The sequence below is a fragment of the Bradyrhizobium sp. USDA 3240 genome, from assembly GCF_054063295.1.
Map to the genome: position 1 here is coordinate 2,811,594 of NZ_JBSSGD010000002.1, position 12,955 is coordinate 2,824,548.

A 12,955-nucleotide genomic window follows, 5' to 3' on the forward strand; every position below is an offset into this window, starting at 1 on the left:
GCGACCGCGACCGTTCCATTCAGTGAAATCCCGGCCGGGAGCACCCTGCTGGCGGTATGGCGGACCGGATTTTCCGCCCTTGCTCGGCGGGCTGCGCTTTGAGACCATCAGCCTGACAACAGCAAGCAAGACCCGCGCATCACGCGGGCGCACCGCGAGGAAAATCCCATGCCGATCGTCCAGGCCGACCGTCTCACACGCATCGGCGCGGCGCTGCTCCGGGGCGCCGGCGCATCGGAGGAGGAAGCCAACGCGGTCGCCTCCGGCTGCGTCAACGCCAACCTCGCCGGCCATGACTCCCACGGCGTGATCGCGATCCCGACCTATATCGACCGCATCAAGGCCGGCCATATCGTCCCCGGCGCGAAATGGACCGTGGTGCAGGAGACGCCGACCACGACCGTGATCGACGGTCATTGGGGGTTCGGCTTCCACGTCAATGCCAAGGCGATGGAGATGACCATCAACAAGGCGAAGACCGCCAATGTCGCGGCCTGCACCGTGTTCCGGCAGAGCCATGTCGGCCGTCTGGCGCATTACCCGCTGATGGCGATGCGCGAAGGCATGATCGGGATCGCGGCCGCCGATTCCGGCCGCTCGCCGAAGCATGTCGCGCCGTTCGGCGGCCGCGAGGCTCGGCTTGGCACCAACCCGCTCTCGATCGCGGTGCCCTCCGATCTGGATGCGCCGTTCTATCTCGACATGGCGACCTCTGCGGTCGCGGCCGGCAAGATCCAGCTCGCGGTGGCGCGCGGCGAGAGCATCCCGAAGGGCTGGATCATCGATGCCGACGGGCGCGACACCACTGACCCTGCGGACTATCGCAAGGGTGGCGCGCTGCTGCCGCTCGGCGGCAGCGAAGGCTACAAGGGCTCGGGCCTTGCCGCGATGGTCGAGGTGCTGTGCGGCCTGCTCACGGGCTTGGGCTTCGGCGTCGAGCCGACCGGCCGTCACAACGACGGCTGCTTCATGGCGGTGTTCAATGTCGCGGCGTTCCGCCCCTTGCAGGACTTCAAGAAGGAGGTCGCCGATTTCGCCCGCTACCTGAAATCGACGCCGCCCTCGGAAGGGAGCCGCGGCGTGTTCTATCCCGGCGAAGTCGAACATCTGCGCGAAGTCGAACGGCGCAAGAACGGCATCGAGATCGAGGATGCGACCTGGGACAAGCTCAAGGCGCTCGCCGCCGGTTACAAGCTCACCGACGACCTCGATCTTCGCTGACGCATTCAGGTACAGGAGAACGACATGACACGGCAAATGGCGCTGGTCGGCTTTTTGCAGGCGCAGAACTGCACCAATCTGCCGAGCTCCTGGCGTCACCCGGAGTCGCGCGACGATTCGATGTCGGCGGACTACTATCAGGAGATCGCGCGCATCCTGGAGCGCGGCAAGTTCCACATGGCGTTCTTCGACGATCGCCTCGCGATGCCGGACCGCTACGGCAACGATCACGCCCACACCGTCGAATACGGCATCCGCTGCGTGAAGATGGACCCGATCGTGGTGCTGACCACGATGGGCATGGTCACCACCAAGCTCGGCCTCGCCTCGACCGCGTCCACCACCTATTTCGAACCGTTCGACGTCGCTCGCCGCTTCGCCACACTCGACCTGATGACAAACGGCCGTGCCGCCTGGAACGTGGTGACCTCGGTCAATGACGGCGAAGCGCTCAACATGGGCAAGGCGCAGCATCTCGACCACGATCCGCGCTACGACCGCGCCGATGAGTTCATGGAGGTGGTGCTCGGTCATTGGGATGCCTGGGAAGACGGTTCGCTGGTGATCGACAAGAAGAGCGGCCGGTTCGCTGATCCGGCCAAAGTGAAGCGGCTCGATCACAAGGGCCCATTCTTCACCTCGCGCGGCCCGTTCACGGTGCCGCGCTCGGCGCAGGGTCATCCCGTCGTGATCCAGGCCGGCGCCTCCGGCCGCGGCCAGCGCTTTGCCGGGCGCTGGGGCGAGGTGATCTTCACTGCGGCGCGCAACCTCGCCAACGCCAAGCAAGGCTATGACGCGATCCGGGGCGAAGCCGCCAAGGCCGGCCGCGATCCCGACCAGATGTTCCTCTGCAACCTGATCACGCCGGTCACCGGCGCGACCAAGGCCGAGGCCGAGGACCGCATGGCCGTGATCCAGAAGCTGCCGCTCGAGATCGACGCGCTGTCGCTGCTCGCCGAAGGCCTCAACTTCGACTTCGGCGCCAAACCGATCGACGAGCCGCTGACCACTGAGGAGTTGCAGGGCATGCAAGGCATGCTCGGCATCCGCGACGGCGTGCTGCGCACCTCGGGCAAGACCAATCCCTCGACCCGCGACTTCATCACCTTCTCCGGCCGCGGCCAGGTGCAGGACGCGATGGTCGGCGGCCCGAAGGAGATCGCCGACCGGCTGGAGGAAATGTTCGAAGGTCGCGGCTGCGATGGCTTCGTCATCGCGGCGAGCTATGTGCCGGGCTCCTACGCCGACTTCGTCGATCACGTGGTGCCCGAATTGCAGAAGCGCGGCCTGTTTCACAAGGACTACGCCGGCACGACGCTACGGGAAAACCTCGGACTGAAGCGCCCGGCGGCGGGCGCCTGGAAGACCCGCGCGCAGGCTGCGGAATAGAGGGACATCATCATGCGCTGGCTGAAATTCACCGCCGCGGGCACTACGTCTTGGGGCCTCGTCGAGGGCGACACCGTCATCACCGTGAACGGCGATCCGTTCGGTAAATGGAACAAGACGGCGAAGACCCACGCCCTGAAGGACGTCAAAATCGAGCTGCCGCTGATCCCGCGCACCTTCTACTGCGTCGGGCTGAACTATCTGAAGCACCTCAAGGAGGCGGCCGACAAGGCCGGCACCGTGCCGAACGTGCCCAATCGACCCGAGATCGGCTACCGCGCGCAGAACGCGCTGATCGCCCATGACGAGAACGTCGTGATCCCGGCGAGCGCGACCGAGAAGATCCATTACGAGGGCGAACTGGTCGTCGTGATCGGCAAGACCGCCAAGCACCTCACCGAAGCCAATGCGATGGACTGCGTGTTCGGATACACCATCGGCAACGACGTCTCCGAGCGCAACTGGCAGAAGGCCGATCGCGGGCTGTGGCGCGCCAAGAACGCCGACACCTTCAAGCCGATGGGCCCGTGGATCGAGACCGATGTCGATCTCGACCGCATGGAGACCGCGATCCGCGTCAACGGCAAGGAGACCGGCCGCTTCCGCACCAACGAGATGATCTTCGGCATCGTGCCCTTCCTGGTCGAGCTGTCGAAATACTTCACGCTGTCGCCCGGCGACGTGATCTGGATGGGCACCGACGGCGCCTCGCCGGACCTGAAGGACGGCGACGTGGTGGAGATCGACATCACCGGCATCGGGACATTGCGGAACAGGTTCGTGAAGGAGAGGGTGTGAGGCGGGTGGTCTGAGCCTGCGCGCGCCTCATCCTCAGTGTCGTCCCGGCGAAGGCCGGGACCCATACTCCGCAGCGGAAGTTGGGAGCAGGGCTCGTCGTTCCAGCGTCGAGAAACAATGACCAACGGTGGTTATGGGTCCCGGCCTGCGCCGGGACGACAACGAGTTTGTTGAGCGGATCGTGAGACACACATCCGCATTCTCGCGACATTGCCCGTCGGGCCATCGTGACGTCGTCACACAGCCATTTTCGTAACGTGACAGAGACAAGAGAACCGCAATACCGTGCGGGCCGCTCGCACTCATCAGGCAAGGCAACCATGCCGCTTTCGCGCCGAACGTTGCTCCAGGGCTCGCTGCTAGCAGCCGCAGGGATCGCCAGCAGGCCGTCGCCGGCCCTTGCCGACCCGCCGGCGGAGCTTCCGACATCGGAGCAACGCAAGCAGATGGCGAGCCTCGCCGCCGACTTCATGACGGAGTACGACGTCCCCGGTCTTTCCATCGCGGTTTCGATCAAGGGAAAGCCGGCTTATGTGGAGGCGTTCGGCGTTGCGGATCGGGAGAGCGGCGAGGCATTGACGCCGCAGCATCGCTTCCGCATCGCGAGCATATCGAAGCCGGTGACCTCGACCGGGATCTTCACTCTCGTCGAAGCGAGCAAATTGCGGCTCGGCGATTACGTATTCGGCGCGAGCTCCATCCTCGGCAACGACTACCCGACGACGCCAACCTTGCAAAGCCTGATGCCGCCAGGCTCATCCCGCTCGCCTGTCGAGCAGATCACGATCGAGCATCTGTTGACCCACACCACCGGGGCCTGGGGAAACCAGTCCCGCGACCCGATGTTCATGAACCAGGACTTGAAGCATCGCGAGCTGATCAACTGGACGCTGGAGCACATGCCGCTCACCAGTCCACCGGGCCAGTCCTACGCCTATTCGAATTTCGGCTACTGCATCCTCGGACGCGTGATCGAGAAGCTCAGCGGCCGGAGCTACGAGCAATACATCAAGGACGCGGTCCTGAGGCGATGCGGCATCACCGACATGCAGATTGCCGGCAATACGCTGCGCGAGCGGGCCAGCAACGAGGTCAAATATTACAGCCAGACCGGCGGCGATCCGTACCGGATGAACGTCGCCCGGATGGATTCGCACGGCGGCTGGATTGCGACGCCGAGCGATCTGACGACGCTGTTCGTCCATATCGACGGCTTCAAGGACACCGAACAGCTGCTCACCGACGACAGCCTCCGCGTCATGAGCACGCCCAGCGCCGTCAACCCCCGCTATGCCAAGGGCCTGTTCATCACCGCGAACAACAATTGGTGGCACAGCGGCCTGCTGGACGGAACGACGACGATCTCGGTCCGGACCGATGGAGACTTCTGCTGGTCCGCGTTCACCAATACCAGGTCGCGCGACGGCATGACCCGCGCCCTCGATTTGCTGGTCTGGCACATGGTCAAGACGGTGCCGGACTGGCAGCCGCAGAAGCGCGCGTAGGCCTCGACGTCATTCCGGACTGAGCTTAGCGCGCTGCCGCCGGTCTGCTCTTCACGTGATCGATGAAGGCGCGCAGCTTCGGCATGATCTGGCGGTGGCCCGGATAGTAGAGAAATACGCCCGGCGTTGTCGTCGCGAACGGCTCCAGCACGCGGATCAGCTTCTTCTCTTTCACCGCGCCGGCGACCAGCGGCGCGGGCACCTGCGCCAGGCCCACACCTTCGATGGCCGCGCCGACCAGCGTCGGGAAATCATGGCCGATGAAGGAGCCGGAGACGGCAAGCTCGATCGAACGGCCGTTGTCGTTCAGCGACCACGGTGCGAGCCCGCCGTTCGATCGTCGCAGCCTGAGGCACGTGTGTTCGCGCAGATCCTCCGGGCGCTTGGGCCGGCCGCGGCGCGCGAGATAATCGGGGCTGCCGACGACGGCGAACGGGAACGGCTTGGTCAGGCGCACCGCGACCATGTCCGGGTTGATGAACTGACCCATCCGGATGCCAGCATCGAAACCGCCGGCGGCGAGGTCGACCAGCTCTTCGCTGGCGGCGAGCTCGACCTCGATCTCGGGATACGCCTTGCAGAATGAGGCGATCAGCGGCTCCAGCAGGATCGGCACCACCGAGCGCGGCACGGTGATACGCAACAGCCCGGCCGGCTTCTGCCCGAGCTCGCGCGCCGCGCCGCTTGCAGCGACCAGCTCCTCGAACGCGGGCCTGGCGCGCGCCAGGAAGCGTTCGCCGGCTTCGGTGAGGCCGACGCTGCGGGTGGTGCGGAGGAACAGCACGGCGCCGAGCCGCGCCTCGAGCGCGCGCACCGCCTGGCTGATCGCCGACGGCGTCACCGCGAGCTCGGTCGCCGCGCGACGAAAGCTGCGGTGCTGGGCGACGGCCAGGAACGCCTCGACGCCATCGAGCGCCCCCTGCCTGACTGTGAAGTTCTGCTTCATGGCCCGTCAACATTATCGCGAATAGTCGCGCGCGGGAAGCCGCCCTACATCGGAGCCACTGGCAGCGCGACGCGCGCTGCTCCACGCGACATCACGACGGCAGTCGTGAACGGAGACCTGCGACCGATGAAAACAATCCGTCACACCCTCCTGGCCCTCACCCTCACTTCGACAGGCTTAACCTCCATGACCGCTCCCTCTCTTGCCCAAGCCCAAACACAAGCACAGCCCCCCTCCACCATCACCACCGGCGTGATGGTCATCCTGACCGTCAAGGTCGGCGTCACCCGCGAACAGGTGATGGCCGTCATGCCGGATGAAATCCGGCAGACCGTGCAGCTCTATCTCAGCGGCAAGGTTCGCGAATGGTATTCGCGATCCGACGGCCGCGGCGTCGTCTTCCTGCTCGACGCCAAGGATACATCCGAGGCGCACGCGATCATGGAGGGGCTGCCGTTGTCCAAGCTCGACATCATGGACCACGACTACATCGCGCTCGGCCCGCTGCTGCCGCTGCGCCTGCTGCTCGCCAAGCCGTGAACCCTCCGAGGTCGAACCCGATCGACGGGTTCGACCTCTCCCTCCGGATCGACAAACAGAGGATGCCGGCCGTGCCAGTCAGTCTCAACATTCCATTCCTGCTCAGCGTCGCCGGAGCATTTCTGACCAGTGCCGTGGTGGCCGCGACCTATGTCTGGCCGGCGCTCCGCACCTGGCCGCGCCATGAGGCGCTCCGGCTGCTTGCGGCCCTTCATGCCTTCCGGTTTCTCGGCATGAACTTCATGGTCACAGGCTTCGTGTCGCCGGAGGTGAACCCGGTGTTTGCCAGCGCGGTCGGCTGGGGCGATCTGACCGCTGCAGCGCTCGCGCTGCTCTCGATGGCAGCACTGTCGTGGCGCTGGCCGATCGCCATTCCGATCGTCTGGCTCTTCAACATCTGGGGCACGCTGGACCTTCTCAACGCCTACTACATGGGCGCGACGAAGAACGCGGATCCCGGCCTGTTCGGCGCCGGCATCTATGTCCCGGCGCTCTACGTGCCGCTGCTGCTGGTCAGTCATGTCATGGTGTTCATGATCCTGACGCGGGCCAAAGCGGCGGAAGCGTAGCGCCCTCCCTCGTCATTCCGGGGCTCGCGAAGCGAGAGCCCGGAATCCATCAAGCCGCATAGCTCGTGGAGGAATGGATTCCGGGCTCGTGCTGCGCACGCCCCGGAATGACGTGGGAGAGAGAGACGCGCGTGCCTCGAACGACAAACTAAAACGGCAGCGCCACGCCGGTCTTGATCTCCTTCAGGATTACGTTGGTGCGCACGTGCCGAATGCCGGGGATGCGGAACATGAACTCGTCGAGGAAACGGTTGTAGGCGTCCATGTCGCGCACGACCACGCGCAGATGATAGTCGGCATCGCCTGTTGTCGCGAAGCACTCCAGCACCTCGCGGCGCTGCGTCACGCGCGCGACGAACTCGTCGACGAATTTCGTGTCGTGCCGCTCCAGCGAGACGTGCAGGATCGCTGAGGTCGCAAAGCCGGCGTGCTCGCGCGCCACCAGCGCCGAATAGCCCGAGATGACGCCGGACTCCTCCAGCGCGCGGACCCGCCGCCAGCACGCCGAGGTCGACATCCCGACGGTTTCCGCCAGTTGCTGGTTGGTGGCGCGGCCGTCCTTTTGCAGTTCGACGAGGATTTTCTCGTCTAGCTCCTCGACCATCCAAAAACTCCGGTTTGGTAGAATCTACCGAATATCGATTCATATCATAGTATCCTACCATATTTTCGGCCTCAACCGAACAGATAGGTAAGACCTACCAAGCCCTCGGGCGTAGCCTTGTCCGGTCAGACATTGCGATTCCCGGAGGGGTCGGTCATGGGCCAGATGCCGTTGCTCGACGCCTACCAGCTGTCCGAGCGCTACAGCAGGGAACGCGGCCGCGTCTTCCTCACCGGCACGCAGGCGATCGTGCGCATCGCGCTCGATCAGATCAGGCGCGACCGTGCGAGCGGCCTCAACACCGCGGGCTTCATCTCCGGCTATCGCGGCTCGCCGCTCGGCGGCGTCGATCTCGAATTGTGGAAGATCGGCGAGCGGCTGAAGGAGAGCCGCATCGAATTCCTGCCCGCCGTGAATGAAGACCTCGCCGCCACCGCCGTGCTCGGCTCGCAGCAGGTCGAGACGCAACGGGATCGCGAAGTCGATGGCGTGTTCGGCCTTTGGTACGGCAAGGGCCCCGGCGTCGATCGCTCCGGCGACGCGCTGAAGCACGGCAATGCCTATGGCTCCTCGCCGCATGGCGGCGTGCTGGTCGTGGCCGGCGACGACCATGGCTGCGTCTCGTCCTCGATGCCGCATCAGTCCGACGTCGCCTTCATGAGCTGGTTCATGCCGACGCTGCATCCGGCCGATGTCGGCGAATATCTCGCATTCGGCGAATATGGCTACGCGCTCAGTCGATTTTCCGGCATGTGGGTCGGCTTCAAGGCGATCTCGGAGATCGTGGAGTCCGGCGCCTCGGTCGAGCTGCGGCCGCCGCGCGTCTTCGCGCAGCCGGATTTCGTGCCGCCGCCCGGCGGCCTGCATTATCGCTGGCCGGATCTGCCGGGCCCGCAGATCGAGGAGCGGCTCGAAGCGAAGAAGCACGCGGTCTACGCGTTTGCAAAAGCCAATCCGATCGACCGCCGCATCTACGACATCAGGGATGCGACCTACGGCATCGTCACCACGGGCAAGGCGCATCTCGATCTGATGGAGGCGTTGCGGCTGATCGGCCTCGACGAGGCCGCTTGCCGCCGCTTCGGCATCGACATCTACAAGGTTGGCATGGTGTGGCCGCTGGCGCTGCACGATGCGATGGAGTTCGTGAAGGGCAAGCGCGAGATCCTCGTGGTCGAGGAGAAGCGCGGCATCATCGAGAGCCAGTTCAAGGAATATTTCTACGACTATCCCGGCTCCAAGCCGGAGCGGATGGTTGGCAAGCACGACGAAACCGGCGCGCGGCTGATCTCCTGGACCGGCGAATTGTCGCCGCTGATGCTCGCCGACGTGCTGGCGCGGCGGCTCGATCCGATGTTTCCGGAATTGCAGCTCGCCCGCCGCGTCGCCGCGCTCAGGCCGGAGCAGGATCGCACGATCGCCGTCCCCGGCGCGACGCGGACGCCGTATTTCTGCTCGGGCTGCCCGCACAATACCTCGACAAAAGTGCCCGAGGGTTCGAAGGCGCTGGCCGGCATCGGCTGCCACTTCATGGCGAGCTGGATGGACCGCGAGACCTCGTCGCTGATCCAGATGGGCGGCGAAGGCGTCAACTGGGCGGCCTCGTCGAAATTCACCGGCAACAGCCACGTGTTCCAGAATCTCGGCGAAGGCACCTACTATCACTCCGGCTCGATGGCGATCCGTCAGGCGATCGCAGCCAAAGCCAACATCACCTACAAGATCCTGTTCAATGACGCCGTGGCGATGACCGGCGGCCAGCCGGTCGACGGCCCGGTCAGCGTTCAGGCAATCGCGCACAGCGTCCGGGCCGAGGGCGTCGCGCGGATCGCGCTGGTGTCGGATGATCCCGCGCAGTTCTCGCCGGCGGATTTACCCGCTGGCGTCACCATCCATCCGCGCGAGGAGATGGACGCCGTGCAGCGCGAGCTGCGCGAAATTCCCGGCGTCACCGTGCTGATCTATCAGCAGACCTGCGCCACCGAGAAGCGGCGGCGGCGCAAGCGCGGCACGATCAAGGATCCGGCGCGTTTCGCCTACATCAACGACCTCGTCTGCGAGGGCTGCGGCGATTGCTCGGTGGAATCGAACTGCCTCAGCGTCGAGCCGAAGGAGACGCCGTTCGGCCGCAAGCGCAAGATCAACCTCTCGACCTGCAACAAGGATTTTTCCTGCCTCAACGGCTTTTGCCCGAGTTTTGTGACGATCGAAGGCGGCAAGCGGCGGGCGAAGGGCGCAAGCGCGATCGATCCGCTGGCGCGCGCCGCGGCACTGCCGGCGCCGGAGCTCGCGCCGCTCGACAAGCCCTACGACCTGCTGGTGACTGGCGTCGGCGGCACCGGTGTCATCACGGTCGGCGCGCTGATCGCGATGGCCGCGCATCTCGAGGGCCGCGGCGTCTCGGTGCTCGACTTCACCGGCTTCGCGCAGAAATTCGGCCCGGTGCTGAGCTATCTGCGGCTCGCGGCTCTGCCCGAGGCGCTGCACCAGGTGCGGATCGACCAGGGCGCGGCGGACGCGCTGATCGGCTGCGATCTCGTGGTCAGCTCGTCGGCCAAGGCCTCCGGCACCTATCGCATGGGCATGCGCGCCGCGGTCAACCTCGCTGAGATGCCGACCGGCGACGTGGTTCGCTTTCGTGATGCCGACCTCGCCTCGCCGGTTCGCCGGCGCGCCATCGAGCGGGTGATCGGACCAGGCAACGTCACCGCAATCGACGCCAATGCGCTCGCGGAGCGGCTGCTCGGCGATAGCGTCTACGCCAACATCATGATGCTCGGCTTCGCCTGGCAGCAGGGCCTGGTGCCGGTGTCGCTCGATGCACTGACGCGCGCGATCGAACTGAACGGCGTCACCATTGAGCGCAACAAGCAGGCGCTGGCCTGGGGCCGGCTCGCCTTTGCCGATCCGGATTTTCTGCCGAAGGCCAAGAACGCCGACGCCAACACCCGGGAGACGCTGGAGCAGATGATCGCGCGGCGCGCAGACTTCCTTCGTGACTATCAGGACGAGGCCTATGCCGCGCGCTATCGCGCCACGGTCGACCGCGTCCGTCACGCCGAAGCCGCGCTCGGAAACGAGACGTTGACCGACGCCGTCGCCCGCTCACTGTTCAAGCTGATGGCCTACAAAGATGAGTACGAGGTGGCGCGGCTGCATATGCAGACCGGCTTCCTCGAGACCCTCAAGCGCGAATTCGATGGCGACTTCACGGTGCAGTACCATCTCGCGCCGCCGCTGTTGCCGGCACGGCTGGATGCGCGCGGCCGGCCACGCAAGCGCGCATTCGGCCAGTGGATCCAGACGCCACTCCGCTTACTGGCGCGGCTCAAAGGACTGCGCGGCACAGCGTTCGACGTATTCGGATACACGGCGGAGCGCCGCGCCGAGCGCGAGCTGATCGGCTGGTACGAGGCGCTGATCGAGACCCTGCTCGGCAAGCTCGATGCCGCGCGGCTGCCCGATCTCACAGCGATTGCAAAAGCGCCGATGGAGATCCGCGGCTATGGGCCGGTGAAGGACGCCGCGATCGAAAAGACCAAGGCGGAGGTGGCGCGGTTGACCGCGCTTCTTACCTCCGCCCCGTCAGATACGCACGACGGCTCAAGCCGCCGCGCCGTGCTTGGCGGGTGAGATCAAGCCCACCACGACGGTCGCAATCACGGCCACCACGATGTTGAGCAAGAGCGCGCCGAGGCCGACGTAGAAGCTGTAGGTGGCATCGCCGAGCGAGATGCTGGCGAGCGGCTTCAGCCCGTTGCTCCAGGCCGTGTACGTGCCCCAGCCGATGCCGACCGCCCAGCCGAGCAAGAGCGCTTCGGCGCGGAACCAGACGGTGAACAGGCCGAACACCAGCGCCGGCAGCGTCTGCACGATCCAGAGGCCGCCGAGCAGCTGCAGGTCGAGCGCATATTGCGTCGGCAGGAACAGGATGAAGGCGAGCGCGCCAACCTTCACCACCAGCGAGGTGATTTTCGCCACCGACGCCTCACCGGCATGCGAGATGTCCGGATTGACGTAGGACTTCCAGACATTGCGGGTGAACAGATTGGCCGCGCCGATGCTCATCACCGCCGCCGGCACCAGCGCGCCGATCGCGATCGCCGAGAACGCAAAGCCCGCGAACCATTCCGGGAACAGCGTCTTGAACAGCATCGGCACCACGTCGTTCGGCGACGTCACCTTGATGCCCGCGGCATAGGCCATGTAGCCGAGCAGTGCAATCAGGCCGAGCAAGAGCGTATAGGCCGGCAGCAGGATCGCGTTCTTGCGGATGGTATCCGCCGACTTCGAGGCGAAGATGCCCGTCAGCGTGTGCGGATACATGAAGGCGGCCAGCGCCGAGCCGAGCGCCAGTGTCGCATAGGGCAGATACTGCGAAGGCTTCAGCGTCAGGCCGGTGGCGCCGCCCTTCGCCGTGAAGGCGTCGTTGGCCGCCGAGAACACCGCGCCATAGCCGCCGAGCTTCGAGGGCACCACGACCACCGCCGTCAGCACAACGATGTAGATCATGATGTCCTTGACGAAGGCGATCAGCGCCGGCGCGCGCAGGCCGGAGCTATAGGTATAGAGCGCGAGGATCACGAAGGCGGCGATGATCGGCAGTTCGCCGGTCAGGCCCATCGCCTTGATCACGACCTCCATGCCGATCAGCTGCAACGCGATATAGGGCATGGTCGCGACCAGGCCGGTCAGCGCCACCGCGAGTTCGAGGCTGCGCGAGCCATAGGCGCCGTGCACGACATCCGCAGCGGTGACGTAGCCGTTGGCATGCGCCTTCTTCCACAGCACCGGCATGACGGCGAACACGAAGGGGTAGACGATGATGGTGTAGGGCAGCGCGAAGAAGCCGTAGGCGCCGACTGCGTAGACCAGCGCCGGCACCGCGATCACGGTGTAGGCGGTGTAGAAATCGCCGCCGACCAGGAACCAGGTGATCCAGGTACCGAACTGACGGCCGCCGAGACCCCATTCATCGAGATGCTCGTTGACCGGGCCGGATTTCCAGCGCGCCGCGAAGAAGCCCATCACGGTAACGAGGGCGAAGAAGAAGATGAAGACGGAGAGCGCCACCCAGGCGATATGATCGGTCATGGCTGCCCCCTCACCGCTGCTCGTCGGCGTCGGGCTGCCGGCTGCGATAGACCAGCCAGATCAAGAGTGATGAGATCGGCACCCAGGCGAGCTGGTACCAGTAGAAGAAAGGAAAACCGAACAGCGACGGCTCGAGGAAATTATAGAACGGCACCCACAGCAAGCCGATAAACGGCAGCAGCAACAGAATCCACATGGCTCACTCCCCAGCCCGAGGGTTGATCCAAACCGGCGGTGTTGCCGGCGTCCCGTCATCAACGACCCCAGGAACCATTCGTTGCGTCTAGAA

11 protein-coding genes are annotated in these 12,955 nt (G+C 65.2%); 7 read left to right on the top strand and 4 right to left on the bottom strand.

The features are described from left to right. Positions 1–168 precede the first annotated feature (168 nt). From ACVIGA_RS14045 to ACVIGA_RS14060, 4 genes are all read left to right on the top strand, one after another. The gene (locus tag ACVIGA_RS14045) at positions 169–1,221 is read left to right on the top strand and encodes an Ldh family oxidoreductase (protein ID WP_456666840.1); all 1,053 of its coding nucleotides are present in this window, start codon (positions 169–171) and stop codon (positions 1,219–1,221) included. A gap of 24 nt (positions 1,222–1,245) precedes the next feature. Continuing rightward, positions 1,246–2,610, top strand: coding sequence for an LLM class flavin-dependent oxidoreductase (locus tag ACVIGA_RS14050; RefSeq protein WP_456666841.1), 1,365 nt, complete (start codon positions 1,246–1,248; stop codon positions 2,608–2,610). Positions 2,611–2,622: 12 nt separating this feature from the next. Next, positions 2,623–3,408 carry a fumarylacetoacetate hydrolase family protein gene (locus ACVIGA_RS14055; RefSeq protein WP_456666842.1) on the top strand — a complete coding sequence of 262 codons (786 nt, stop codon included), beginning with the start codon at positions 2,623–2,625 and terminating at the stop codon, positions 3,406–3,408. 320 nt (positions 3,409–3,728) lie between these two features. Further along, entirely contained in the window at positions 3,729–4,913 is a 1,185-nt protein-coding gene (locus tag ACVIGA_RS14060; protein ID WP_456666843.1) for a serine hydrolase domain-containing protein, read from the top strand. A 25-nt stretch (positions 4,914–4,938) separates the two neighbouring features. Here ACVIGA_RS14060 and ACVIGA_RS14065 read toward each other — a convergent pair whose 3' ends face one another. Beyond that, a complete protein-coding gene (locus ACVIGA_RS14065) occupies positions 4,939–5,859 on the bottom strand; it encodes a LysR family transcriptional regulator (protein WP_456666844.1) in 921 nt (306 codons plus the stop codon). 186 nt (positions 5,860–6,045) lie between these two features. On the opposite strand from ACVIGA_RS14065, the gene ACVIGA_RS14070 reads away from it, so the two are divergent. Both ACVIGA_RS14070 and ACVIGA_RS14075 read left to right on the top strand, forming a co-directional pair. Next, positions 6,046–6,399, top strand: coding sequence for a hypothetical protein (locus ACVIGA_RS14070; RefSeq protein WP_456666845.1), 354 nt, complete (start codon positions 6,046–6,048; stop codon positions 6,397–6,399). Between the two features lie 62 nt (positions 6,400–6,461). Further along, positions 6,462–6,968, top strand: coding sequence for a hypothetical protein (locus ACVIGA_RS14075; protein WP_456666846.1), 507 nt, complete (start codon positions 6,462–6,464; stop codon positions 6,966–6,968). Between the two features lie 148 nt (positions 6,969–7,116). Here ACVIGA_RS14075 and ACVIGA_RS14080 read toward each other — a convergent pair whose 3' ends face one another. After that, on the bottom strand, positions 7,117–7,572 hold the full coding sequence (locus ACVIGA_RS14080; RefSeq protein ID WP_456666847.1) for an Lrp/AsnC family transcriptional regulator: 456 nt from the start codon (positions 7,570–7,572) through the stop codon (positions 7,117–7,119). A 156-nt stretch (positions 7,573–7,728) separates the two neighbouring features. Here ACVIGA_RS14080 and ACVIGA_RS14085 point away from each other — a divergent pair, with 156 nt between their 5' ends. After that, a complete protein-coding gene (locus ACVIGA_RS14085; RefSeq protein WP_456666848.1) occupies positions 7,729–11,205 on the top strand; it encodes an indolepyruvate ferredoxin oxidoreductase family protein in 3,477 nt (1,158 codons plus the stop codon). Here ACVIGA_RS14085 and mctP read toward each other — a convergent pair. Beyond that, on the bottom strand, positions 11,176–12,666 hold the full coding sequence (mctP, locus tag ACVIGA_RS14090; protein ID WP_456666849.1) for a monocarboxylate uptake permease MctP: 1,491 nt from the start codon (positions 12,664–12,666) through the stop codon (positions 11,176–11,178). The two genes, ACVIGA_RS14085 and mctP, sit on opposite strands and share 30 nt — an antisense overlap. Positions 12,667–12,676: 10 nt before the next feature. After that, positions 12,677–12,862, bottom strand: coding sequence for a DUF3311 domain-containing protein (locus ACVIGA_RS14095; protein WP_194458551.1), 186 nt, complete (start codon positions 12,860–12,862; stop codon positions 12,677–12,679). Between the last annotated feature and the right edge of the window lie 93 nt (positions 12,863–12,955).